The 22,788-nt window shown below is 64.1% G+C and carries 25 protein-coding genes; 17 read left to right on the plus strand and 8 right to left on the minus strand.

The features are described 5' to 3' along the window. Positions 1-295: 295 nt before the first annotated feature. The 4 genes from C515_RS21000 to C515_RS0113175 all read left to right on the plus strand — a co-directional run bounded on the left by C515_RS21000 (position 296) and on the right by C515_RS0113175 (position 3,786). Entirely contained in the window at positions 296-1,879 is a 1,584-nt protein-coding gene (locus tag C515_RS21000) for a TonB-dependent receptor (RefSeq protein ID WP_051304926.1), read from the plus strand. An 85-nt stretch (positions 1,880-1,964) separates the two neighbouring features. Continuing rightward, on the plus strand, positions 1,965-2,645 hold the full coding sequence (locus C515_RS0113165; RefSeq protein WP_028455919.1) for a Fe2+-dependent dioxygenase: 681 nt from the start codon (positions 1,965-1,967) through the stop codon (positions 2,643-2,645). Between the two features lie 68 nt (positions 2,646-2,713). Beyond that, on the plus strand, positions 2,714-3,268 hold the full coding sequence (gene pnuC, locus C515_RS0113170) for a nicotinamide riboside transporter PnuC (RefSeq protein ID WP_028455920.1): 555 nt from the start codon (positions 2,714-2,716) through the stop codon (positions 3,266-3,268). Further along, entirely contained in the window at positions 3,265-3,786 is a 522-nt protein-coding gene (locus tag C515_RS0113175) for an AAA family ATPase (protein WP_028455921.1), read from the plus strand. Before pnuC ends, C515_RS0113175 begins: the two co-directional genes overlap by 4 nt. Before the next feature lie 252 nt (positions 3,787-4,038). Here C515_RS0113175 and C515_RS0113180 read toward each other — a convergent pair whose 3' ends face one another. The 3 genes from C515_RS0113180 to C515_RS0113190 all read right to left on the minus strand — a co-directional run bounded on the left by C515_RS0113180 (position 4,039) and on the right by C515_RS0113190 (position 8,524). Then, on the minus strand, positions 4,039-4,362 hold the full coding sequence (locus C515_RS0113180) for a hypothetical protein (protein ID WP_028455922.1): 324 nt from the start codon (positions 4,360-4,362) through the stop codon (positions 4,039-4,041). 51 nt (positions 4,363-4,413) lie between these two features. Then, positions 4,414-6,177, minus strand: a complete 1,764-nt coding sequence (locus tag C515_RS0113185; RefSeq protein ID WP_028455923.1) for a hypothetical protein — start codon at positions 6,175-6,177, stop codon at positions 4,414-4,416. Between the two features lie 94 nt (positions 6,178-6,271). Next, positions 6,272-8,524 carry a tellurite resistance TerB family protein gene (locus tag C515_RS0113190; protein ID WP_028455924.1) on the minus strand — a complete coding sequence of 751 codons (2,253 nt, stop codon included), beginning with the start codon at positions 8,522-8,524 and terminating at the stop codon, positions 6,272-6,274. Positions 8,525-8,706: 182 nt separating this feature from the next. Between C515_RS0113190 and C515_RS0113195 the strand changes: the two genes are divergently transcribed. Further along, positions 8,707-9,126: a VOC family protein gene (locus C515_RS0113195; RefSeq protein WP_028455925.1), complete on the plus strand. Its 420-nt coding sequence runs from the start codon at positions 8,707-8,709 to the stop codon at positions 9,124-9,126. 44 nt (positions 9,127-9,170) lie between these two features. On the opposite strand, the gene C515_RS0113200 is transcribed toward C515_RS0113195, so the two are convergent. Together C515_RS0113200 and xseA are read right to left on the minus strand one after the other, a co-directional pair. After that, positions 9,171-10,535 carry a hypothetical protein gene (locus C515_RS0113200; RefSeq protein ID WP_028455926.1) on the minus strand — a complete coding sequence of 455 codons (1,365 nt, stop codon included), beginning with the start codon at positions 10,533-10,535 and terminating at the stop codon, positions 9,171-9,173. 44 nt (positions 10,536-10,579) lie between these two features. Beyond that, positions 10,580-11,938, minus strand: a complete 1,359-nt coding sequence (xseA, locus tag C515_RS0113205) for an exodeoxyribonuclease VII large subunit (RefSeq protein WP_028455927.1) — start codon at positions 11,936-11,938, stop codon at positions 10,580-10,582. 78 nt (positions 11,939-12,016) lie between these two features. On the opposite strand from xseA, the gene C515_RS23605 reads away from it, so the two are divergent. The 10 genes from C515_RS23605 to C515_RS0113255 all read left to right on the plus strand — a co-directional run bounded on the left by C515_RS23605 (position 12,017) and on the right by C515_RS0113255 (position 18,618). After that, complete coding sequence (locus C515_RS23605) at positions 12,017-12,205, plus strand: hypothetical protein (RefSeq protein WP_144290460.1); 189 nt, start codon at positions 12,017-12,019, stop codon at positions 12,203-12,205. A 118-nt stretch (positions 12,206-12,323) separates the two neighbouring features. Further along, positions 12,324-12,941, plus strand: coding sequence for a MotA/TolQ/ExbB proton channel family protein (locus C515_RS0113215; RefSeq protein WP_043649522.1), 618 nt, complete (start codon positions 12,324-12,326; stop codon positions 12,939-12,941). An 11-nt stretch (positions 12,942-12,952) separates the two neighbouring features. Continuing rightward, entirely contained in the window at positions 12,953-13,375 is a 423-nt protein-coding gene (locus C515_RS0113220) for an ExbD/TolR family protein (RefSeq protein ID WP_028455929.1), read from the plus strand. Positions 13,376-13,424: 49 nt separating this feature from the next. After that, entirely contained in the window at positions 13,425-13,853 is a 429-nt protein-coding gene (locus tag C515_RS0113225; RefSeq protein ID WP_144290461.1) for a hypothetical protein, read from the plus strand. Positions 13,854-13,906: 53 nt separating this feature from the next. Next, positions 13,907-14,950 (plus strand): tetraacyldisaccharide 4'-kinase, encoded by a 1,044-nt coding sequence (lpxK, locus tag C515_RS21005; RefSeq protein ID WP_081686944.1) that lies wholly within the window; start codon positions 13,907-13,909, stop codon positions 14,948-14,950. Then, positions 14,889-15,074 carry a Trm112 family protein gene (locus tag C515_RS0113235; RefSeq protein WP_028455931.1) on the plus strand — a complete coding sequence of 62 codons (186 nt, stop codon included), beginning with the start codon at positions 14,889-14,891 and terminating at the stop codon, positions 15,072-15,074. The genes lpxK and C515_RS0113235 overlap by 62 nt, the downstream gene beginning before the upstream one ends. Beyond that, positions 15,061-15,846, plus strand: coding sequence for a 3-deoxy-manno-octulosonate cytidylyltransferase (gene kdsB / locus C515_RS0113240; RefSeq protein ID WP_028455932.1), 786 nt, complete (start codon positions 15,061-15,063; stop codon positions 15,844-15,846). Before C515_RS0113235 ends, kdsB begins: the two co-directional genes overlap by 14 nt. Before the next feature lie 58 nt (positions 15,847-15,904). Continuing rightward, positions 15,905-16,561 carry an adenylate kinase gene (adk, locus tag C515_RS0113245; RefSeq protein ID WP_028455933.1) on the plus strand — a complete coding sequence of 219 codons (657 nt, stop codon included), beginning with the start codon at positions 15,905-15,907 and terminating at the stop codon, positions 16,559-16,561. Positions 16,562-16,868: 307 nt separating this feature from the next. Next, positions 16,869-17,768 carry a KPN_02809 family neutral zinc metallopeptidase gene (gene ypfJ, locus C515_RS0113250; protein WP_028455934.1) on the plus strand — a complete coding sequence of 300 codons (900 nt, stop codon included), beginning with the start codon at positions 16,869-16,871 and terminating at the stop codon, positions 17,766-17,768. Between the two features lie 52 nt (positions 17,769-17,820). Further along, complete coding sequence (locus tag C515_RS0113255; protein ID WP_028455935.1) at positions 17,821-18,618, plus strand: phytanoyl-CoA dioxygenase family protein; 798 nt, start codon at positions 17,821-17,823, stop codon at positions 18,616-18,618. Here the strand turns inward: C515_RS0113255 and C515_RS0113260 are convergent. The 3 genes from C515_RS0113260 to C515_RS0113270 form a co-directional block, all read right to left on the minus strand. Next, positions 18,609-19,118 (minus strand): hypothetical protein, encoded by a 510-nt coding sequence (locus C515_RS0113260; protein ID WP_028455936.1) that lies wholly within the window; start codon positions 19,116-19,118, stop codon positions 18,609-18,611. The two genes, C515_RS0113255 and C515_RS0113260, sit on opposite strands and share 10 nt — an antisense overlap. A gap of 83 nt (positions 19,119-19,201) precedes the next feature. Continuing rightward, complete coding sequence (locus C515_RS22645) at positions 19,202-19,981, minus strand: hypothetical protein (RefSeq protein WP_051304929.1); 780 nt, start codon at positions 19,979-19,981, stop codon at positions 19,202-19,204. Positions 19,982-20,140: 159 nt separating this feature from the next. Continuing rightward, positions 20,141-20,734, minus strand: a complete 594-nt coding sequence (locus C515_RS0113270) for a superoxide dismutase (protein ID WP_028455937.1) — start codon at positions 20,732-20,734, stop codon at positions 20,141-20,143. Between the two features lie 366 nt (positions 20,735-21,100). On the opposite strand from C515_RS0113270, the gene C515_RS0113275 reads away from it, so the two are divergent. Further along, positions 21,101-22,021 carry a CobD/CbiB family protein gene (locus C515_RS0113275; protein ID WP_028455938.1) on the plus strand — a complete coding sequence of 307 codons (921 nt, stop codon included), beginning with the start codon at positions 21,101-21,103 and terminating at the stop codon, positions 22,019-22,021. Continuing rightward, positions 22,021-22,683, plus strand: coding sequence for a fumarylacetoacetate hydrolase family protein (locus tag C515_RS0113280; RefSeq protein WP_043649540.1), 663 nt, complete (start codon positions 22,021-22,023; stop codon positions 22,681-22,683). Before C515_RS0113275 ends, C515_RS0113280 begins: the two co-directional genes overlap by 1 nt. Positions 22,684-22,788 lie beyond the last annotated feature (105 nt).

Raw genomic sequence — 22,788 nt, forward strand, 5'->3', positions numbered from 1 at the left:
AGCTCCCGGCGGCGTCCCGAAAGCCCATGCTGTCGAGCATCTGCTTGAAGAGCACCAATCCGCCCCAGGCGGTGACCTCGCGGTTGCTGAAACTGATCGAAAACCCATCTCCCTGCAGCGGCAGCCCGGCCATGTCTACCTCTTATGTGGCTGATTCATGAAGGTTATTGCTAATGGAATCCATTAGAAATGCCCCGGCTTGATGCCGTAGCGAAGACCCACTGCCTTGCCGCAAGCTTGCCTCAAATGCTTGGGAAATGGCTAATGGATAATCTGGGATGAAATCAGCGCCACGGTGGGCACCTACGATTACTATCGCGCCGAAGCCGATGTGAACCGCCTGCTGGCCGAGAATGTCGCCGCCCGCCTGAACCTGATGGTGCAGGAAGCCGGCAGCTTCCGTGACGGCGCGGAAATGAACCGCTGGGGCTTTGCACCCAGCCTGGCCATCGATGCCGGCGACAAGACCAAGATCGTGCTGTCCTATCTGCATTATCAGGAAGACAACGTCCCCGACTATGGCGTGCCGTATTTCGAAGGCAAGCCGCTCGGCCCGGCCGACCGTTTCTACGGCCTGAACAAGTTCGACTATGAAAAGACCAAGTCCGACGTGTTCACCGCCGACATCACCCACGAGCTGGCGCCCGGCGTGCAGCTGCGCAACATGACCCGCTATGGCGAGTACGAGCTCGACATGTCGGCCACCGCGCCCGGCCTGAACCTCAACAGCACCGGCGGCGTGCTGACCGACAACACCGAAATCCGCCGCAGCCGCAAGCTGCGCATGCGCGATCAGGACATCTTCTCCAACATCACCGAAGTCACCGGCAAGGTCGATACCGGCGCCGTGCGCCACACGCTGCTGGGCGGCATGGAGCTGACCCGCGAAAACCTGCTGACCACCGCGCGTTCTTCGCCGTGCACGCTGCCGTCGACCACCTACGGCAATCCGGACCCGTTCCGCGATTACAGCTGCGGCGCGCTGAACACCACCGGCTATTCCGATTCGCGCGCGGATACCTATGCCTTCTACGCGCAGGACACCATCGAACTCTCCCCGCAATGGAAGCTGATCGCCGGCGCGCGCTGGGATCATTTCGCGGTGAAGTTCGACCAGCAGCCGCAAGCCACCGGCCGTGACCGCACCGATCGCGTGTGGAGCTACCGCACCGGCGTGCTCTACCAGCCCGACGCCGTGCAATCGTATTACGCCTCCTACGGCACCTCGTTCAACCCGTCCGCCGAATCGTATTCGCTGGATGCGCGCGGCACCGATACCCCGCCGGAAAAGAACCGCAATATGGAAATCGGCGCCAAGTGGGATCTGTATGACGGCAGGCTGGCCCTGCGCACCGCGATCTTCCGCAGCGAAAAAACCAACGAGCGCGTGACCGACATCGAGCCGGGCGGCGCGCCGCAGGCCTACCTGCTCACCGGCCGCCGCCATACCGACGGCCTGGAGCTGGAAGCCGCCGGCAAGCTCTCCGACAAGTGGCAGGTGTTTGGCGGCTGGGTGTGGATGGATCCGGTGATCGACGCCGTCGGCCCGACCGCCAACCCGAACGAAGTCGGCAACATGCCGGAAAACGCGCCCAAGTACACCGGCAATCTGTGGACCACCTATCAGCTCACCCCGGAATGGAAGATTGGTGGCGGTTTCAACGCCGTCGGCAAGCGCTACACCAGCAATGCCAATACCACCTATCTGCCGGCCTATATCCGCACTGACTTGATGGCCGAGTGGACTTACCGCGATTATTCGGTACAGATGAACGTGTACAACCTGTTTGACAAGGACCACTACGAAGGCCTGTATCGCGGCTTCGCCGTACCGGGCACCGGGCGCACCTTCCGCCTGACTGCCAAGTATGCGTTCTAAGCCCATGTAGTTCTTGCCCTGCAGGGCAATACCCGGGCTGGCATGTGGTCAATGACCCCATGCCAGCCCTTTTTCTGGAGTTGCCATGCTCTTGCACATTCCCGGCGTGCTCGACGCCGCCACCGTCGCGGCCTGTCGGCAGCGACTCGACGCCGCCAACTGGCTCGATGGCCGCATCACCGCCGGCAGCCAGTCCGCCAAGGCCAAGCACAACGAACAGCTGCCCAACGACGACCCGGCCGCCGAGGCGGTACGTGCCGTCATTCTCGCGGCGCTGGAGAAGAACGAACTGTTCTTCTCGGCCGCGCTGCCCAAAACGATCTTCCCGCCGCTGTTCAACCGCTACGGGCCGGGGCAAACCTTCGGCAATCATGTCGACAACGCCTTTCGCCGCGTGACCGCCACCGGCGCATGGGTGCGCAGCGACCTGTCGGCCACGCTGTTCTTCGCGGAGCCCGACGAATACGACGGCGGCGAGCTGGTGATCGAAGACACCTATGGCCTGCACGAAGTGAAGCTGCCGGCCGGCGACCTGATCCTCTACCCCTCGTCCAGCCTGCACCGCGTCGAGCCGGTCACGCGCGGCACGCGCGTGGCGTCCTTCATGTGGCTGCAGAGCATGGTGCGCGACGTGGGCGAGCGCCTGCAGCTCTTCGAGCTGGATTGCGCGATTCGCCAGCTGCGCAGCGAACACGGCGACACGCCGGTTGCCGTGCAGCTCACCGGCGTGTACCACAACCTGCTGCGCCGCTGGGGCGAGGTATAGCGCGGCGGCCGGTCGGATGCCGGTGAGCGGGCAGACGTGATTTAATGGGCGCCTTCCTGGGAGTTGTCATGTCCTTGCCCGAAATCGCCGGTTTCATCCTTACCCTGCTGGCCATCACGCTGGCCGCGCGCGGCCATGTGCTGACCTGGCCGCTGCAGCTGGTGGCCAGCGCGCTGTATGTCGCACTTTTCCTCGAGTACCACCTGTTTGGCGAGGCCGCCCTGCAGGGGATTTACGCCGTGCTGGCCATCTACGGCTGGTGGCACTGGTGGCACGGCACGGCGCAACACGCCTTGCCGGTCAGCTGCATGAGCCGGCGCGAGATGCTGCTGCTTGGTACTGCGGCGGCACTGGCCACGCTGGCGCTGGCGCAGTTCCAGATCCATTTCCTGCCCACCGACGTGCCGGTACTGGATTCGGCGATTTTCTGCTTTGGTCTGCTGGCGCAATGGCTGCAGGCGCAAAAGCGCCTGGAAAACTGGGCCTGCTGGATCGTGCTTGATCTGCTGGCCGCCGGCATCTATGTGCACAAGGCGCTCTACCTCACGGCGGTCCTGTATGTGCTGCTGGCCATTCTGGCGGCCTGGGGCTGGCGCCGCTGGCAACGCGAGCTGGCGGCATGAGCCGGCGCATCGCGCTGGTCGGCCCCGAATCGTGCGGCAAGACCACGCTGGCGCGCGAGCTGGCGGCCGAACTTGCCGCACCCTGGGTGCCGGAGTTCGCACGCAGCTGGTTTGCCGCGCGCGGCAGCAGCGACTACACGCTGGATGACATCGTGGCGATCGCGCGTGGCCAGCTGGCGCTGGAAGACGAGCTGGCCAGTCCGGGCTGGCTGGTGTGCGATACCAATGTGCTGGTCTGCGTGATCTGGGCCGAGGTGCGCTTCGGGCAATGCCCGCCCGAACTGGCGATGCTGTGGCGACCGCAGGACTATGCCTTGCACCTGCTGCTCAGCCCGGACTTGCCCTGGCAGCCCGATCCGCTGCGCGAAAACCCGCTCGACCGCGAACAACTGTTCGAGCTGTACCGGCAAGGGCTGCAGATCGCCGGCGTGCCCTTTGCCGAGGTGAGCGGCAGCGGGGCGCAGCGGCTGGCCTGCGCACAGGCGGCGCTTGCATCACTTGGAACAACGGGTCGTTAAGCCGAGATGTTCCGCGCCAAATGATCGAGCCAGCCGGAATGGGATTCCTGTGTGTTCAAGTCAGGCCTGGATCGATAGGGGCAATGACTGCTGGCAAATCGCGGATGGCCCGATCACTCGCCCGGGAGTCTATTGATCCGGCCCGCTGATGTTTTCATATTGTAGGAGCGAGCTTGCTCGCGATAAGCAACGCTTCGCGAGCAAGCTCGCTCCTACAGAAATTCATGCTTCTGAGGGCCGGATCAATAGCGCTCAGCACGCCAGAATTTCCTTGAGGAATTCCAGCCGCTGCTTTTCCTGTGTGCTGACCGCACTGCGCAGGAAGCCCCCGCCGGAGGCCGAGGCGATGCTGTGCCCCAGCTGGTAGAGCTTGCGGCGGACATATCTGGCCTGCATGTCGTCATGGTGGGCGTCGATGCAGCGGCGGGCTTCGCGCAGCAGGGCGTCCAGCACCATCAGCGCCTGTGTTTCCGGGTCGCTGTCGATCAGCCGCCATGGTTCGTTCAGGTAGCGGCTGAACTGGGGCAGGATGTCCGGCAGGGCGCGCTTCATCAGCTGGCCGAAGGTGTTGTCCATCTGGGCGAGCTTGCCCAGCTCGTCGAAAAGGGCGTCCTGCTCCTTGCTGTCCTAGCTTTGCTCGCCGCCCAGCACGAAGGCATAGACCAGCACCGGCGCTGCCTGCATGAAGCTGGCTGCCCGTGAATCCGGCTGACCGGCCGCAGACTGTGTGTCCTGCGTGGCGGCGTCGGCCTCTTCGCCAGCCAGTTCCGGCGCAAACTCCAGCGCGCAGCGGTAAAGCGTATCCGTCCCGGCCAGGGCAAACTTCACGGCCTGCAGCACCTGCACGCCACGATCGTCACTTTCCAGCAGCACGGACGAAAAGGCCGTCTGTGCAAAGGTGGGCTGGCGTCCGGCAAAGTAATCGGCGTAATTGCGCCATTGCCAGTGCTGGCTGGCATTGCGGCGGATGACTTCACCCAGATAGCCGCCCAGCGCCAGCACCAGGGTGGCCACATCCTCATTCGGCATGCCCTGGTATGCCGCTCCGGCGCTTGCGGCATAGTCATCCAGTGCCTTGAGGCTTGCCAGGCTGAAATCGAGTCTGTCACGCGGCACGCGGTCTGCCAGCGGCAAGGGCTTGCCTTCGAGCACGGTGCCGCCCAGCAACACGTCGACATACATCAGCATGCCGCCGGCCACGTCATCGCCGTGGTGTTTGTGTGCGGCATGGGCGGCAAACCACGCTGGAATCGCGTATTCGCTGCCGCCGATGATGCGGTTCAGGCTGTGGTTGAGCGGGAAGCACAGCGTGCCGTCGCCGAATTGCACCGCCGGCCAGCGCAGCCCGCAGCCGCGCTCGACCAATCCCCATTGCCCGCCGTTTTCCAGCCGCATGGCCTCGCCCAGGGCGAAGCCGGTCAGTTCGGCCCAGTTGGCAGCGGCCTTGCTGTAGGTTTTTTGCGGCTTGCCCTGCTGCTCGCGCAGATAGAGCTGGTGAATCTGTTCGAGGATGGCGTCAAACCGGGCGGCGCCGCCGGCATTGAGCGCCGGGGCTGCGCCAAAGCGCTGCCTGGCTTCGGCCAGAAAGGCCTGGGTTTTGATGGCGCGTTGGCGATACAGCGCATGATCGGCCACGAAGCGTGGCCGGCTTTCACCGGCGCCGAACAATTGCTCGCCCGAATTGACGATGGTGCCGCTCAAGCCTTGCGGCATATTCTGGCTTTCCAGCAGTTGCAGGCTGGCTTCGTTCGATGTGAAACAAAGCCGCAGCGCGTAGCCGGGATTGCGGTTGAGTGCGCTGCGCAGGCGCAGCAGGTGGTTGTAAATGCCGCGCAGCGTCGCCGGATTGCAGGCGGCGGCGCTGAGTGGCAGATCCAGTTGCAGCGTCTTGCCATCCTGTCGGTCAATGACGAAAAATCGCGCTCCATCCTGATCGCCGTGGTGCAGTACCGGCCATTGGCTGGCGCTGTCCGGCACGTGCATTTCCGGCCACAGCTGCTGCGGTGCGACCACGCGGCACAGCATGCCGCTGCAGCCTTCTCGCATGCTGGCCGGCAAGTCGGCGGCGCTGCCGTGCACGTGATAGATGCAGGCCAGTTCGCCATCGAAAACAAAGCCGCCCAGGCGATCGAGCACGGCAAAGGCCAGCTGGCGCAATTTCTCGGTGCAGCCGGGCCGGGTCAGTGTCAGGCAGCGGGTCTCGCCCTGAGCGTCGGCAACCAGATACGCTGAGGCGGCGATTTCCAGATCGTGAAAGCGGAACGACGGGTCGCCATCGTTTTCATCGAGATCGGCCTCGCCATGCGGGCCGAGCAGGGCCAGCAGCTCGGCGCGGGAGTACGTGGCTGGCCGGCCCTGCAGGAAGGGCTGGAAAAACAGGAAGTGGCTCATGGCGTGATGGAAGAATAGTGGTGAAGTGGCGGCCAGGGGTATCCATCTGTAGCCATTTTATGGAAATGGCTACAGGGCAATAGATTGCCGGGTATCAGCAGCGCAGCGCCTGCTTGAGCCGGTCCAGCCGCGCTTGCTCTTCGCGGCTGACGGCGCTGCGCAGGAAGCCGCCGCCCGAGGCAGCGGCTACGGTGGCGCCGAGGTTGTACAGGCGGCGGCGCACATAGCGCGACTGCATTTCGTCGCCCAGCTCGGCATCGAGCACATCGGCGGCCGCGCTCAGCAGGGTGAGGCTGGCCGCTTCGAAGCTGGCGTCGATCTTTTCCAGAATGCCGAGGATCATGCCGAAATAGGCGGCCTGGTTGGACGCCATCGTTTCCAGATTCAGCGCGATCAGGCGACCGAAGAAATTGTCGAGCTTGGCCAGCCCCTGCACTTCGCTGAGGAAGGCCTGCGTTTCCTTCGCATCGGCCTTGCCATCGGCGAGACCGATGTAGACGAGCACCAGGCCCGGCGCGGTCACCAGCAGTTGCTGCGCCGATTCGGAGCGATGATCTGCTGCGGATTGCGCTGCCGTGCTGCTGCCACTTTCCGGCTCCAGTGCGAGTTCGCGGGCCGCCGGGGTGGCCTGCGGCTCCAGCGCCAGCTCCTGCTTGCCTGCGGGCGGCGTGTACTGCGGTGTGACCGTGATTTTCTCGGCGTAGGGCTTGGTCTTGCTTTCCCTGTACAGCGGCGCTTGCAATTTTCGGCTGATGGTCGAATGGATCGTGTCGGACGGCTCCAGCAGGACACCGAGCACATAATTGAACGGCAGCGCGAGCAGATCGTCTTCGCGCACCAGCATGGCGGCGAAGGCCGGATTGTCGGGCAGTCGCTCGTCGGCCGGCGTGTCCTGCGGCGCACGCAGCGCCATGTATTCGTCGTAGTTCATCCACAGCCAGTGCTGCGCGCTATTGCGGCGCAATACCTCGCCAACATAGGCGCCGGTGCTGCGCAGCAGCTCGCCCCGGGTCATCAGGTCGTCCAGATCGTGCCCGGCGAAGGTGCACAGGAAGCGATCCAGTTCGCGCAGCGATTCCGGCGTGAAATCGAGTTTCGCGCGCGCCAGGCGTTCGATGCCCTGGATTTCCCCCAGGCCGGCGACCAGCTGGTCGGCGTAATCGCTGATGCGCCCGGCCAGGTCGCGTGCGCCGGCGGAGCGTGCCTTTTGCGGCAGCCAGTGCTGCTGGAAGCTGTGCTGCAGGTCAAATTGCTTGCCGCCGATGATGCGGTTGAGTACCTGCTGTTCCGGCCAGCAATGCCCCTGCTGGCTGTTCAGCATCAGCACATTCCAGCCGATTCCGCCGCGCTGCAGCGTGCCCCATTGCGCGCCCAGCTCGGCGCGCAGCACTTCGCCCAGCCAGGCGCCGGCCAGCCGCGCCCAGTTGGCCGCCGCCTTGCTGTGCCATTCGCTTGGCCGGGCGGTGCGCTCCTGCAGGTAGAGCTGGTGGATTTTCTCCAGCAGCTGCTCCAGCTGCGGCAGGCTGCCGGCACTCAGTTCCAGCTGCAGATTGAATTTCTGCAGCACCTGCTGGCGGAATTGCTCACTCAGGCGGCGCGCCGTGCGGTGTGTCTCGGCGTTGGCGACAAAGGCGGCCGGGGCCGGGTCTTCGCTGTCCGCCGGGGCCTTCACGGTCATGATCGTATCCATGAGTGCGGCCATCGAGTCGAAATCGATGGCGGTCTTCAGCTCATGTTGCACGGTGACGCAGTTGACGGCATTCACCAGCTCCTGCTGGATGCTCAGCGTGCCTGGATTGCCGGCCGCGTGGCAGAGCGCAATCGGCAGCGTGTAGGCGCCGTTGCTGTTCTGGGCATCGAGCAGCAACTCACTGCGCGTCTTGCGCTCCGGGTGCTGAAAGGCGAGCTTGACCTTGGGGCGGCTGGCCGGTGGCAGAAAGGTGCCTTCGGGCCACAGCTGTTGCGGCGAGCGGATGCGTTGCTGCTGGCCGCACAGCTTGCCGCGCATGCGCGCGGGCAGGTCGCCGAGTTCGCCATGGACGTGGTAGAGCGTACCCAGCTCGTCGTCGAATACAAAGCAGTTCAGCTTGTCCAGCAGCTCGAAGACCAGCTTGCGCAGCGGGTCGCCAAACTGCGGATGCAGGAAGGAGAGGCAGTGGCAGTCGCCCTCCGCCGAGCTGGCAATCAGCGCCGAGCTGGCGATGTCGTTGCCGGCGAAGCGGAATTCGCCGATTTCTCCGCCATCGTGCCACTGACCGAATGGCCCCAGGGTGTCGAGCAGGGTGCGCTTGCAGACCGAGTGCAGCTGTCCATTGCGAAACTGCTGCAGGTAGAGATTCATGGCCATGAGTGGAGGGATCCGGTAGCGGGTTGCGTGATGGCCAGAATCGTAAATGTCGGCCGTCTCCAAGCTCAAGTAAAAACGATGAATGCCAGTTGTCAGCCTCGTGAGTGTTGTTTTGATATCCCGCGCCAGATCGTGGCACCTGTGGCAAAATAGAACATTCGTTCACTTTGTAAGGACTTGCCATGCAGCAACGCCTGAATCTGATTTTGCTCGGCGTCGATGACATTCCCCGCAGTGCGGCCTTCTACGCCGCGCTGGGCTGGCCGGCCGCACCCAGCTCGCATGCGGGCTTCGTCAAGATTGATCTGGGCGGGGTGGTGCTGGGGCTGATTTCCCGGCGCGATCTGGCGGCCGATGCCGGTCAGCCCGATTCACAGCCCGTTCAAGCTGCACACAGTGCGCTGGTGTATCTGGCACGCCAGCCAGACGAGGTGGCTGCTGCGCTGGCGCTGGCTGTGCAGCATGGCGGCAAGCTGGTCAAGCCGGCCACGACCACCGCCTGGGGGGTGGCCGGCTATTTCCGCGACCCGGACGGGCATCTGTTCGAGGTGTGCTACGAGGATGGCTGGGTGTTTGACGAGGCAGGAAGATTGCTGGTCTGATTTGCCAGGCTTTTTTATTACTGCGCGCGCGCCCCTTTGCCCGGCTAGGTTCTGTTGATGGTTGGTTCTGGCGGGAATAATTTCTGGATGCCATCGTCCGCATCCAGACGGCACTCCGCTTGCTGCTCGTGGCTCAGTTGCTGCCGCTCATGCAGGCGCTCGACTGCCGTGCCGCGACAGATGCTGCAGGGGGAGTGCTCGTAGATCCAGTGCAGGCTGGCGGAGTGATCGACCCCTGCGTTATGGGTATCAGCGTCCAGCTCCAGCAGGTCCGAGGCTATGTCATGCGCGACATCGTCATCGTCGATCGGCAAAGCGGCCAGAACAAGCTGCAGCAGCGCTGAGTCGAGCTGTGCGGCGTTGCGGGCAAAGAGCGGCAGCAGTGTGTAGTCCTGGGGTGTGGCTTGCAGGCGGCTCAGCGCTTGCCGTGCGACTTCCGGATGCTGCAGCTGTCCCAATGCCACCCGAGTGGCTGCACGTATTTCCTGATGCTCCTTGTCCAGCCAGCCCAGCAGTTTTTCGGGCAATTCGGGTAATGGCGTACGGCGGAACACCCAGAGCAGACGCAGGCAGGCCTCGTCGTCATCACTGTCCAGCAAGGCTTGCAGCACCTGGCGCAGACCGTCGGCACTGGCATGGCGGCCAAAGCGGGCGTAGAAACTCGGATAGTTTTCTGCATGTTGCCGGGCTTGCGCAATGATGCGCTCGACCGGCCACTTGCGCAGAAAGCGCGTCTTGTAGTCCTCGGCGTCTCCGGCGGTATCGGCGGCGGGCGTGTCTTGGGATTTGCAAAAGGCCAGCCAGGCGGCCAGGGCGGCATCGTGCTTGGCAGCTTGCCGCAGCGCGCTGCCTGCCGTTTCATCCAGGCCGGCGTCTTCTTGCAGAGAGTCCAGAAACGGCCAAGCTTCGGCCTGGTCTTCGGGGTGGGCGATGAGCCGGGCGCCGGCACGGCGAACGGTCTCGATCAGCGCGGGCAGGCCGTCGAGTTTCACCCATTCCTCATGCAGCGTCAGCCAGTCCCAGTCCAGGGTACAGGCCATCGCAGCGGCGCGCAGCCGGTCTGCCAGCACCGCGTCACCGGCGCGTGCCAGTTCGCCGGCCAGCTCGACGCACTGAACGGGGGCGGGAGCCACGTCATCGTCATCCGGTTCTGCTGCGGGCCAGTTTGCCAGTTGCGCCAGCAGCTGCGGGCGTACGGCAGAGATCAGTTCGGGGTGCTCCGCCAGCAGTTCGGCCAGCCAGGGGGCGCGGCTGGCTTCGCATTGCCGGTCGTGGCGCGTGTCACGCAGGCAGGCATCGACGATCTGGGTCTCAAGGCCGGCCGTGCCGTGCTGCTGCAAGCAGCGGCGTGCGCGGCCGTGGCCGCGGCGCAGCCAGGTGAGGATAGCGGTCTGATCGTTGCGGGTCATGCTGGCACTCTACTGGGTCCGCGGTTTTGCAGCGTTATGCTGACTCAAAATAGATCTCCCTGGCTGGGGGACGGCGCATCCACGCTGATGCCTACTTCGCCGTCGGCCAGGTGCAGCGTGGCGTGCGTGCGTGGTGGCAGTTGCGCGACGCTGGCGGCAAGCCGGCCGTTGTCCAGCGTCACATAGCCGTAGCCGCGCGCCAGCACGGCGCGGGGGTTGAGCGTGTCCAGGCGGATGCGCGCGTAGGCGAGGCGCTGCTGCTGCTCGCCCAGCTGGCGGTGTGCGGCCGTGTGCAGGCTCTGCTGCAGCCGCTCCAGCCGGTGCGTCAGCGGCGCGAGGTCGGGTTGCTGGCGCTGCAGTCGGCGCTCCAGCTGTGCCAGCTGCAGGCGTGACCGAGATACTTGCTGGTGTATGGCGTTGCGGGCTTTGTTGGCGATGGCCTGTAGCGCCATACCTTGCAATCGAAGCGTTTCGCCGGGATGGCGCAGGCGCCGGCCCAGCTGGTCGAGCTGCTGGGCGCGGTTGCCCAGCGTGCGCGCCATGGCGCGCGCCAGTTGCGCGTCGAGCATGTTGAGGCGCTGCTGCCAGTGCGCGCGGTCGGGGCTGGCGAGCTCGGCCGCGGCAGTCGGCGTCGGCGCGCGCACGTCGGCGACAAAGTCGGCGATGGTGAAATCGGTTTCGTGGCCGACCGCGCTGATGACCGGCATCGGTGCGGCGGCAATGGCGCGCGCCAGCGCCTCGTCGTTGAATGCCCACAGGTCTTCCAGGCTGCCGCCGCCGCGGCCGACGATCAGCACGTCAACTTCATTACGCGCGCTGGCCGTTTTCAGCGCGGCCAGCAGCTCGGCGGGCGCCTGCGCGCCCTGCACGGCGCTGGGATACAGAATGATGGCGATGCCCGGCCAGCGCCGGCGCAAGGTGCTGAGCATGTCGCGCAGTGCAGCGCCCGATGGCGACGAGACGATGCCGATGCGGGCAGGGAAGGCCGGCAGCGCGCGCTTGCGGCTGGCGGCGAACAGGCCCTCGGCGTCGAGCTTTTTCTTCAGCGCCTCGAAGGCGGCAAACAGCGCGCCGCTGCCGGCCGGGCGCATCGCTTCCACCGTGAGCTGGTAATCGCCGCGCGCCTCGTACAGGCTGACGACGGCGCGGATTTCCACCTGCAGACCATCGAGCGGGCGAAAGTCGAGCAGCGCGGCGCGGTTGCGGAACATCACGCAGCGCACCTGGGCGGCGCTGTCTTTCAGCGAGAAGTAGCAGTGGCCGGAATCGTAGCGCTTGAAGTTGGAAATCTCGCCCGCCACCCACAGCACCGGCAGGCTGCCTTCGAGCAGCTGGCGCACGCTGCGGTTCAGTTCGGAAACCGAAACTACACCCTGTGACGGGCTTGACAAATGCGTGAACAAGGGATTTTTCCTCGATTTAATCCACACGCGCCAGCTTTGTTGCGGCATTGCGGCAGATTCGCAAGCTGTAGTTGATAAATGTTGCTCAAGTTTTTGAATTTAAAGGTTTTTGATCTTGCGCCATTTTTTGCGGCAAAGCCGGAAAATGCAGGCAGGATGCGGCTTGGGCGGTCGTTTCTGCAGCTTCTCCACAAAGTTATCCACAGCATTTGTGAGCAAGCCGAAAATGTTCTTTTGCAACACGGATTTGCGATCGCGACGCGCTGATCCCTTCCACCGTTTGCCCAATCCGTTTAAAGTAGCGCGATTCTATCAGGGCATCCGCGGGACCGCCCAAGCCCGGCTGGGGCCTGCTGTCCCGCCCATATCTATTCAGGAAACGCACATGTTGTTGCTCGACATCATCGAGGCCGCTGGCTGGCCCATCTGGCTGATCATTTTTTCGTCGATCGCCGCCGTGACCATCATCATCGAGCGCCTGCTCAGCCTGCGCAAAAAGCTGGTGCTGCCGCACGGACTGCTGGCGCAGGCGGTGCAGGAATACCGCAACCACGGTGTCAGCGCCGAAATGCTGCAAAAACTCGCTGCCAGCAGCCCGCTGGGGCGCGTGCTGGCCGCCGGCCTGAAGAACGTCAAGAGCTCGCGTGAAATCATGAAAGAGTCGATCGAAGAGGTCGGTGGGGTGGTGGCGCACGAGCTGAACCGCTACCTGAACACGCTGGGCACGATTGCCGCGATCACCCCCTTGCTGGGCCTGCTGGGTACCGTGATCGGCATGATCGAAATCTTCGGCGCGCAAAATCCGACCACCGGCCACAATCCGGCGCAACTGGCGCACGGCATCTCGGTGGCGCTGTACAACACCGCCGGCGGCATTGTCGTGGCCGCACCGGCGCTGCTGTTCTATCGCTACTTCCGCGGCAAGGTCGACGGCTTCATCGTCGAAATGGAACAGCAGGCCGTCAAGCTGGTCGAGGTCGTCCACGGCGACCGTCATCACTGAGCGGGGGCGCGATGAACTTTCGCAAGGGCCGCGAGCGGGAAGAACCGGAAATCAATTTCATCCCGCTGATCGACGTGATTCTGGTCATCCTGATTTTCGTGATGGCCACGACCACCTATTCCAAATTTGCCGAGCTGAAGATCAACCTGCCCAGCGCCGATGCCGAAGTCAGCGAGGAGCAGCCGAAAACCATCCAGATCGCGGTGACGGCCAATGGCCAGTATGTGATCAATGGCAAGACGGCGGCCTTCATCAGCGCCGAGGCCTTCGCGGTCGAGCTGCGCAATGCCGCCGGCAGCGACGACGTCGATCCGATGATCGTCGTGAACGCCGACGCCCAGGCCACGCACCAGAGCGTGGTCAATGTGATGGAGGCGGCGCGCATCGCCAACTACGGCAAGCTGACCTTCGCCACGCAGACGCAGGCGAAGTAAGGCTGATCAGGGAACACGGGGCGCAAGCCCCGTTTCTTTTGCAAAACATTTGCAGAACATCCGCAGGGTGCGATCAATGCCGCTTCCCGTCCGTGGTTTGAATTACCTGCTTGCCCTGGTCTTGCTCTGGCTGGCGCTGTCTGGCTTGTGGCAGATTGTTGCCGCGCACCAGGGCCTGGGTGGGCTCTGGATGCCATCACTATGCCTGCTTACCGTGATCGGCTTGCTGCGCCGCGTGGCCTGGGGGCGCTTTCTGTTTTCCTGCATCAGTCTGTATTTCGCCCTGACAGCGTTCGCTTTGCTGCTGCCCTTGAATGACGATGTGACTGCGGGTGGGCCACTACTTGAACGCCTGCTCGGATTTGGTCCGCCGGGCTGGGTCTATTGGCTGACGATTGTTCTGACTGTGGTGCTGATTTTGTTGCCTGCGCTGATGATAGGCTGGCGCAAAGCCTGGTTTCGCCCGGTCTGGTGGTAACAAAGTTCAAGCAGTCTGTGGCTTGCTATTTCTTTTCGAATTGGGCGAATTCAGTGAGTTTGCAAAGCTGGGTTGAATCGCGCTGGTATGGACGGCGAGGGCTGTTTGCCCTGTTGCTGGCGCCGCTGGCACAGCTGTTTGGCGTGCTGGCCGCGCGGCGCAGGCGAGGCCAGTTGCAGTGCGCCGTGCGCTTGCCCGTTCCCGTTGTCGTCGTCGGCAACATCAGCGTCGGCGGTACCGGCAAGACGCCGCTGACCATCCATCTGGCGCAGGCGCTGAGTGCGCAGGGCTGGCGGCCGGGCATTGTTTCCAGGGGGTATGGCGGTACAGCCAAGGTACCTGTTAGGGTGCGGGCTGATAGTGATCCCGGGTATGTTGGTGACGAGCCGGTATTGCTGGCGCGTGCCAGTGGCGTGCCGGTGTTTGTCTGCCATGATCGCGCGGCGGCGGGGCAGGCCCTGCTGGCCGCGCATCCCGCAGTGAATGTCATTCTCTGTGATGACGGGCTGCAGCATTACCGGCTGGCGCGCGATGTCGAGATCGCCGTCATCGACGGCGCGCGCGGGCTGGGCAACGGCTTGCTGCTGCCGGCCGGCCCCTTGCGCGAGCCGCCCTCCAGGCTGGGCGGCTGCCAGGCCGTGGTGATCAACGGCGCCAGTGACACGCACTGGCACGCGCGGCAGCATCTGATGACGCTGCAGCCGGGCGACTGCTACCGGCTGGATGCGCCGGACCTGCGCTGCCGCAGCGCCGACTTGCCGCAGCCGCTGACGGCGCTGTGCGGCATCGGCAATCCGCAGCGTTTTTTCGCCACGCTGCGCGCTGAGGGCGCGCAGTTTGCCGAGCGGGCGCTGGCGGATCATCATGACTTTGTTCCGGGCGATCTGCCGGCGGGGACGCTGGTCGTGACCGAAAAGGATGCAGTGAAGCTGGCCGCCATGCCCGGTTTGGGGACGGCCGGTGCTAGAATCTGGGTTTTGCCGGTCCGCGCCGCGCTCGCGCCGGATCTGGCCGCATGGTTAAACGAGGAATTGCATGGACGCCAAACTGCTGGAAATTCTGGTCTGCCCGGTCTGCAAGGGCCCGCTGGTGTATGACAAGGCCGCGCAGGAGCTGATCTGCAAGGCTGACCGTCTGGCTTTCCCGATCAAGGACGGGATTGCCGTGATGCTGGAAAGCGATGCGCGCGAACTGGCGGCGGACGAAGATGTTGCTGGCTGAGGCTAAGGATTTCGTCGTCATCATCCCGGCGCGGCTGAAATCGACCCGCCTGCCGGACAAGCCGCTGGCCGATATCGGCGGCAAGCCCATGGTGGTGCGTGTGGTCGAGCAGGCGCTCCAGTCCGATGCCGGGCTGGTCACCGTCGCTTGCGACGACATGGCAATTCAGGATGCCCTGGCGCAAGCCGGTTACGCCTGCATCCTCACCCGCAGCGACCATGCTTCCGGCACCGACCGGCTGGCCGAAGCCGTCGACCGGCTGGCGCTGCCCGATGCCACCATCGTGGTCAATGTGCAGGGTGACGAGCCGCTGATCGACCCGCAACTGATCAATGCCGTGGCCGCCGCGCTGGCCGCCAATCCGGCCTGGGACATGGCAACTGCCAGCCATGCCATCGCGGATTGCGCTGACTTCTTCAACCCGAACTGCGTCAAGGTCGTGAGTGCCGCCGACGGGCGCGCGCTGTATTTCAGCCGCGCGCCGATTCCCTGGCCGCGCGACCAGTTTGCCGCCGACCGGGAGCGCCTGCCCGCCGGCCTGAATGCCCAGCGTCATATCGGCATTTACGCCTACCGCGCCGGCTTTCTGCGCACCTATGGCCAGCTGGCGGCTTCGCCGCTGGAAGGCTTCGAGGCGCTGGAGCAATTGCGCGTGCTCTGGCATGGCCACGCCATCGGCGTGGTACAAACCGCACAAGCACCGGCACCCGGCGTCGATACGCCGGAAGACCTGGAAAAGGCCCGTGCCGCCTTTGCCCTGCGTCCGGATTGATGATCCGCCAGCACGGCCAGGGACAGATCCAACCATTCAACCCCACAGGAAAGAGACGATGCGATTGATTCTTCTGGGCGCTCCGGGCGCCGGCAAGGGTACCCAAGCCAACTTCATCCGCGAGAAATTCAATATTCCGCAGATTTCCACCGGCGACATGCTGCGCGCTGCGGTGAAGGCCGGCACGCCGCTGGGTCTGGAAGCCAAGGCCATCATGGATGCCGGCGGCCTGGTGCGTGACGACATCATCATCGGCCTGGTGAAGGAACGCATCGCCCAGCCGGATGCCGCCAACGGCTTCCTGTTCGACGGTTTCCCGCGCACCATTCCGCAGGCCGAGGCGATGATCGCCGCCGGCGTGGACATCGACTACGTGGTCGAGATCGATGTGCCGGATGCCAGCATCGTCGAGCGCATGGCCGGCCGCCGCGTGCACGTGGCTTCGGGCCGCACCTACCACGTCAAGTTCAACCCGCCGAAAACCGAAGGCATTGACGACGAGACCGGCGAAGCGCTGATCCAGCGCGACGATGACAAGGAAGAAACCGTGCTCAAGCGTCTGGCTGTCTACCACGAGCAGACCGAAGTGCTGGTCGGCTTCTACGGCAAGATGGCGGCCAGCGGCGACGCCAAGGCACCGAAATACATCAAGATCGACGGCACCCGCGCGGTGGATGTCGTGCGCGACGAGGTGCTCAAGGCACTGGGCGCCTGACGAGCCGGACAAACCCCGCTGCGGCGGGGTTTGTTTTTGGTTATGTCCCAGAACCATGGTGTGTCACAGAAACATGAGAAACCCCTTCGTCATACCGGCGAAAGCCGGTATCCAGACGGCATTTTTAACTGGAACCACTGGATTCCGGCCTGCGCCGGAATGACGAGTTCAAGACCACAGCACGGTTTGTTACATAGCCTTGTTTTTGGTCGAGCGTCGATATGATTGACGGGTATGTGCTTGTAGCCCTTTCCTGGTAATGGCTATGGCTTGATGGTGTGGTAGGGTATATTGAAGGGGAAGGACGATGCGCTGGAATGACATGCGGGAGAGCGGCAACGTCGAGGACCGCCGCAACGAAATTGGCGGCGGCGGCCCGGCGTCCGGCGGTTTGTTCGCGCTGCTGCTCAATATGCTGGGCTTCAAGCGCGTGGCGCTGATTGTCGTCGCCGTCATCGGCGTGGGGCTCTTGCTGGGCAAGAGCCCGGTTGACATGCTGCGCATGCTGGGTCTGGTTGGGCCGGCGGGGCAGCGTCCGGCCGCCTATGAGCAAGGCCCGCGCGGCGCGGCCGACAACGAGCAGCACAGGGAAATGGTTGCGCGCATCCTTGGTGATACCGAAGACAGCTGGGGGCGGATTTTCCAGCAGAACGGCAAGACATATGCCCAGCCATCGCTGGTACTGTTCCGCGATCAGGTGCGCTCGGGCTGCGGCGGCGCCAGTTCGGCGGTGGGGCCGTTCTATTGTCCGGCCGACAGCAAGGTCTATCTCGACCTCGGCTTCTTTGACGAGTTGCACAAGCGCTTTGGCGCGTCCGGTGATTTTGCCCAGGCCTATGTGATTGCACACGAGGTCGGCCACCATGTGCAGAACCTGCTGGGAACGTCGGCCAAGGTTCACGAGCGCCAGCAGCGCGTGTCCAAGGCGCAGGCGAATGCGCTGTCGGTGCAGCTGGAACTGCAGGCCGATTGTTATGCCGGCGTCTGGGGGCACAGCGCGCAGCAGCGCGGTCTGCTCGAGGCCGGCGATCTGGACGAGGCGCTGAACGCCGCACACGCCATCGGCGACGACACGCTGCAAACGAAGGCCGGCGGGGCGGTGGTGCCGGATTCGTTCACCCACGGCAGCTCGGCAGAGCGCAAGCGCTGGTTCAAGCGCGGCTTCGAGTCCGGTGACCCGGCGCAGTGCAATACTTTCCAGTCCTGAGCAGGGCGGCGCTTGGCCGGTCGGATTGCTGCCGTATCGGTTACAATCGTGCATGCTTGCCGAATTCCTCCCCCCCCATTCCGATTTTTCCGCCATCCGCACCGCTTTTCTGCGTGATGGTGCGCTGATCCTGCGCGGCTTTGCCGATGCGCAGCGGCTGGCCGCCATTCGTGCCGCCGCGATGGCCGAGCTGGCGCGACGCGTGCCGCCCTTTGAGCTGGAAGCCGAGCTGGGCTATCCCGGGGCGCCGCAGCAGGCCGGCGAGGGCGCCGCGACGATCCGGCGTTTGCGCAATATGGCTGCACGTGATCCGGTATTCGCCGATTGGGCGGGTGATGCGCGCCTGCTGATGCTGGTCGGCCGCCTGCTTGGCGCGCGCGACATCACGCTGACCCAGGCGCATCACAACAGTCTGATGACCAAGCAGCCGAGCTTTTCCAGCGATACGCGCTGGCATCGCGACCTGCGCTACTGGCGCTTCAGCCGTCCCGAGCTGGTGTCGGCCTGGCTGGCGCTGGGCGAGGAATACCCGGACAACGGTGCGCTGGGCTTCATTCCCGGCTCGCACCAGACCGAGCTGCCGGACGAGGCCTTCGATGCGCTGGAGTTCCTGATTCCCGATCATCCGCTCGCTGCGCCACTGGTGGCGCGTGCCGAGTTTCCTGCGCTCAATCCTGGCGATGTGGTGTTGTTCGATGCGCGCACCTTTCACGCCGCCAGTCGCAACCGCACGACGCAGACCAAGTATTCACTGGTGTTCAGCTATCACGCCAGCGACAACCTGCCGCTGTCGGGCTCGCGCTCGGCCAGTCAGCCGGGAGTCGCTTACCGCTTGCCGGATCAGGGCTGAGGGCTGCCTTCGCGCCGCAGCGGCACGTCCCGACCGCCCTGGAAGACCTCGGCCATGTCGACGCTGAGAAGCAGGGTCAGCCGGAACTCGCTGCCCGTCGTTTCATAGCGCAAGGGGTAGCGCAGGTAGCCGCCGACCTGGCCGCGCTTGCCGTCGTCGCTGCCCGGAAGCCATGCCGGGCATTGGCCTTGCAGTTTGCATAGCCGCGTGACTCGTTGCGCCAGCAGACCGGTTTCGTCCGTGGCCTGCCGCCAGCTGTATTGCAGGCTAGCAAGCCCGGCAACCAGCAACAGCAGTGTCGCCAGCGGGCGCACCCAGCGCAGTGGCTGGCTGCGCCAGCGAAAAAGCCGCAGCATCAGCAGAAAGAGGCAGGGGATGAGCAGGATGCCGAGCAGGCCCAGCCAGAGAAAGGTGGCGCCGGGGCCGTTATTGCCCGAGGTGTTGAAGGCTTCGTTCAGCGGCAGCAGGAGCAGTAGCGCCGGCGGGCCGAGCTGCTCCAACCAGAATCGCAGTTTTATGGTGGGTATTGCTTTGCTTGCTAGCGGTGTCAATGGCTATGGCTGAATGGGATGTTAGGTATATGTCAGGCTTGCGCGGCGAGCCGGGGTTTGGCACTGTCCTGGCCGACCTTGGCCAGATCGACATGGCGCGGGCCGCCCTTCAGGTTCAGCAGCTGCAGCGCCAGATCGCCCAGCAGGGTCAGCGGCGGCTTGCCGTTCTCTTCCTGCGGCAGTTGCAGGCTGAAAGGCTGGCGCACCGGCTCGGCGCTCAGCGCGTCCAGCAAGTCGCTGGCGATGCCGGCGAACTGGCTGCGCAAGTCGCCTGCCGTCAGTGGCGTATTGGCCGGCGCGGCGCCCGGCGCGGCTTGTGATTGCGCGGCCGGCAGTTGCTGGCTGCTGCTGGCGTAGGCCGCTTCCTGCACGCGCTGGTAGCGCACTTCGATCTCGAATTCAAAGCTGCGGCCGTCCGCCGTGGTCAGCGTGCCGCGCCCGGTAAAGCTGCTGGCATCTTCCAGGCGGAAGGCCGCCGCCGAGGTGCTGCCCTCCGGGCCGCTGGCCTGGTAGGCCGCCGCAGCGGCGGTGGATTGCGCCGACAACTCGAAGCTGTCAAAGCTGACCTTCATGCCCTTGGCCGCCTCGCCAAACAGCGATTGTGCGAAGTCGCCCAGAAACTGTTGCGCCATGTCCACCGTGGCGCGTCCGAGCTGGCTGACGCGTTGCGCGAGCTTGTTCGTTTCCTGCGGGGCGGTCAGCGGCGTGCTGGCAACATTGTTCTTGCCGGCGGGGGTCAGATCGCGCTTGCCGGAGGCGGTGCCCTGCAGGGCATTGTTCATGGCGGAGTTGAGGCTGGAGAGCGAGGTCATGGCGATTATCCCGGAAGGCGGCTTGGGGCGCAGGCACGGCAGGCGCATGTGCAACGTATCGGCCCAGCATAAGCGTTTCTTGAGGCCGTCGGTCGATTTTTGCCGCAGGCAAGAAAAAAGGACGACCGGGGTCGTCCTTTTGTGCCGATCAGGAGGTGATCAGGCGGCGAAGCGTGCGGCAACCACATCCCAGTCGACCAGCTTCCAGAAGCCTTCCAGGTAGTTCGGGCGGCTGTTGCGGTAGTCGATGTAGTAGGCGTGTTCCCAGACGTCACAGGTCAGCAGGGCGACGTCGCTGGTGGTCAGCGGGGTGCCGGCGGCGCCGGTGTTGACGATGTCGAGCGAGCCGTCAGCCTTTTTCACCAGCCAGGTCCAGCCAGAGCCGAAGTTGCCGGCGGCGGAGGTGTTGAATGCCTTCTTGAATTCGTCGAAGGAGCCCCACTTGGCGTTGACGGCGTCAGCCAGGCTGCCAGCCGGAGCACGGTCGGCACCTTCTGCGTTCGGCTTGAAGCCCAGCCAGAAGAAGGTGTGGTTCCAGGTTTGCGCGGCGTTGTTGTACAGGCCACCAGCAGGAGCGGTCTTGACGATCTCTTCCAGGCTCTTCGACTCGTTGTCGGTGCCCTTGATCAGGTTGTTCAGGTTGGTGATGTAGGTCTGGTGATGCTTGCCGTAGTGATAGGACAGGGTTTCGGCGCTCATGTAGGGAGCCAGTGCGTCCTGGGCGTACGGCAGATCGGGCAGCTTGTGTTCCATGGGGTCTCCGGTGCAGGGGTTATTAACAGCCCCCAGAAGATAAGGGTGGTCCGGTGGCTTTTCAAGAGCCCGCGCCGGCCTGGTCCGGCTATCCGTGCCAGTCGTCTTGGCAAACCGGCAAAACCGCTGTCTGAACTGCAGAGGTACAACGTTCGCCCAGAAAGGCTGGAGCATGTCATGCGGCTTTCAATGATGTTGCTTTCTCTGTGGCCTCTGTGCTTGATTGGTTTTTTTGCCGGGGCAACAAGGCTTGCCAGACCAGTCCGGCTTTGTTCATTGCGCCCGGAGTTGGGCTGGCGTCGGGGGCTATGGTATCGTCTGCCTATGGCGCGCAAGGCCGCGCGCAGTCTGGAAAATGGTTTGCCCATGAGTATTCTTGCCCTGATTCTTGCCCTGGCGCTGGAGCAGTTGCGCCCGATCAGCAACCGCAATCCGCTGTATCTGGCGTTCGTGCGCGGCGCCAATCGGCTGGAACGCAATCTGAATGCCGGCGAATACCGCAATGGCGTGTATGCCTGGCTGATTGCCGTACTGCCCCTGCTGCTGGTGACCGTGCTGGGTTACTGGCTGCTGAACATGGTCAGTGTGTTTCTGGGTCTGGCCTGGTGCGTGCTGTGGCTGTATCTGACCATGGGCTTCCGGCAGTTCAGCCATGCCTTTACCGGCATTTCCAAGGCGCTGCAGGAGGATGACCTGGCGGGCGCACGCGCGCTGCTGGCTGACTGGACCGGCCAGTCCACCTCCGAGCTGACACCGGATGAAGTGGCTCGCCTGACCATCGAGCAGGGCGTGCTGGATGCCTTCCGTTTCGTGTTTGCCACGCTGTTCTGGTTTGTCGCGCTGGCCTGGGTGGCTGGCCCCGCTGGCGCCGTGCTCTACCGCGCGGCCTGTCTGCTGCAGCAGAAATGGGGTGGACGCGACGATGCCTTTGGCCGCTTTGCCGATGCCGTGCTGGAGTTGCTCGATTATCTGCCGGTGCGTTTCACCGCAGCCGGTTACGCCATCATGGGCAATTTCGAAGATGCGGTGGAGTGCTGGCGCAGCCAGGCGCATACCTGGGGCAATTTCAGCAATGGCATTCTGCTGGCGGCTGCCGGTGGTGCGCTGGGCGTCAAGCTGGGCGAGGCTCTGCATCAGGATCACACCATCAAGCTGCGCCCGGAAATCGGCGTGGGCGAGCCGGCCAGTGCCGACTATCTGCCCAGCGCGGTAGGGCTGGTGTGGCGCAATGTACTGCTGTGGGTGGCCGTGGTGCTGCTGTTCTCCTTTGCGCAATGGGTGGCCTGATGAGTGCCGGGTCGAGCACCATCCGTATCGGCAGCGACGCGCTGCGCGTGGCCAACGTGTTTTGTGTCGGACGCAATTATCTGGCGCACGCGCAGGAAATGGGCTCGACCATCGGCCCGGAGCCCATGGTCTTCCTCAAGCCTTCGTCGGCCCTGGTGATGGAGGGCGAGCCGCTCGTGCTGCCGGACTGGTCGCGCGAGGTGCATCACGAAGCCGAGCTGGTGGTCGCCATCGGTCGCGGCGGGCGCAATATTGCCGTGGCCGAGGCCTTGGGCCATGTTGCCGGCTATGCGCTGGGCCTGGATCTGACCGCGCGCGACGTACAGGCGGTCGCGAAAAAAACCGGCAATCCGTGGACGCTGGCGAAGGGCTTTGCCGGATCCGCGCCGCTGTCGGCCTTTGTGCCGGTCGGCGCCGTGGCTGACCCGCAGCGGCTGGAATTCACTCTCCATCGCAACGGCGAGTTGAAGCAGCACGCCCGCACGCAGGACATGGCCTTTGGCGTGGCGACGCTGATCGCGTGGATTTCCGCGCGTTTTGGACTGCAGGAAGGTGACCTGATCTTTACCGGTACGCCCGAAGGCGTCGGCCCCATTGTTTCCGGTGACGCGCTGGTGCTGGATGCGCCGGGTCTGCTGCATGCCGAGTTCCGCGTGGCCTGAACCTTGCCGTTTACCCAACAAAAAACCCGCCTTGGCGGGTTTTTTGTTGGGTATCTGTCGCTAGCCATTTTGCATGAAAGGCTGGGGCTTTATATGTTGGTGGGT

Origin of the sequence: Chitinilyticum litopenaei DSM 21440 (assembly GCF_000428145.1) — a bacterium.
GTDB classification, from domain to species: Bacteria; Pseudomonadota; Gammaproteobacteria; order Burkholderiales; family Chitinibacteraceae; genus Chitinilyticum; species Chitinilyticum litopenaei.

Coding starts and splice junctions, on each gene's coding strand:
- C515_RS0113165 (WP_028455919.1), top strand. CDS start 1,965: ATGCTCTTGCACATTCCCGGCGTGCTCGACGCCGCCACCGTCGCGGCC.
- pnuC (WP_028455920.1), top strand. CDS start 2,714: ATGTCCTTGCCCGAAATCGCCGGTTTCATCCTTACCCTGCTGGCCATC.
- C515_RS0113175 (WP_028455921.1), top strand. CDS start 3,265: ATGAGCCGGCGCATCGCGCTGGTCGGCCCCGAATCGTGCGGCAAGACC.
- C515_RS0113180 (WP_028455922.1), bottom strand. CDS start 4,362: ATGGACAACACCTTCGGCCAGCTGATGAAGCGCGCCCTGCCGGACATC.
- C515_RS0113185 (WP_028455923.1), bottom strand. CDS start 6,177: ATGAGCCACTTCCTGTTTTTCCAGCCCTTCCTGCAGGGCCGGCCAGCC.
- C515_RS0113190 (WP_028455924.1), bottom strand. CDS start 8,524: ATGGCCATGAATCTCTACCTGCAGCAGTTTCGCAATGGACAGCTGCAC.
- C515_RS0113195 (WP_028455925.1), top strand. CDS start 8,707: ATGCAGCAACGCCTGAATCTGATTTTGCTCGGCGTCGATGACATTCCC.
- C515_RS0113200 (WP_028455926.1), bottom strand. CDS start 10,535: ATGACCCGCAACGATCAGACCGCTATCCTCACCTGGCTGCGCCGCGGC.
- C515_RS23605 (WP_144290460.1), top strand. CDS start 12,017: ATGTTGCTCAAGTTTTTGAATTTAAAGGTTTTTGATCTTGCGCCATTT.
- C515_RS0113215 (WP_043649522.1), top strand. CDS start 12,324: ATGTTGTTGCTCGACATCATCGAGGCCGCTGGCTGGCCCATCTGGCTG.
- C515_RS0113220 (WP_028455929.1), top strand. CDS start 12,953: ATGAACTTTCGCAAGGGCCGCGAGCGGGAAGAACCGGAAATCAATTTC.
- C515_RS0113235 (WP_028455931.1), top strand. CDS start 14,889: ATGGACGCCAAACTGCTGGAAATTCTGGTCTGCCCGGTCTGCAAGGGC.
- kdsB (WP_028455932.1), top strand. CDS start 15,061: ATGTTGCTGGCTGAGGCTAAGGATTTCGTCGTCATCATCCCGGCGCGG.
- adk (WP_028455933.1), top strand. CDS start 15,905: ATGCGATTGATTCTTCTGGGCGCTCCGGGCGCCGGCAAGGGTACCCAA.
- ypfJ (WP_028455934.1), top strand. CDS start 16,869: ATGCGCTGGAATGACATGCGGGAGAGCGGCAACGTCGAGGACCGCCGC.
- C515_RS0113255 (WP_028455935.1), top strand. CDS start 17,821: ATGCTTGCCGAATTCCTCCCCCCCCATTCCGATTTTTCCGCCATCCGC.
- C515_RS22645 (WP_051304929.1), bottom strand. CDS start 19,981: ATGACCTCGCTCTCCAGCCTCAACTCCGCCATGAACAATGCCCTGCAG.
- C515_RS0113270 (WP_028455937.1), bottom strand. CDS start 20,734: ATGGAACACAAGCTGCCCGATCTGCCGTACGCCCAGGACGCACTGGCT.
- C515_RS0113275 (WP_028455938.1), top strand. CDS start 21,101: ATGAGTATTCTTGCCCTGATTCTTGCCCTGGCGCTGGAGCAGTTGCGC.
- C515_RS0113280 (WP_043649540.1), top strand. CDS start 22,021: ATGAGTGCCGGGTCGAGCACCATCCGTATCGGCAGCGACGCGCTGCGC.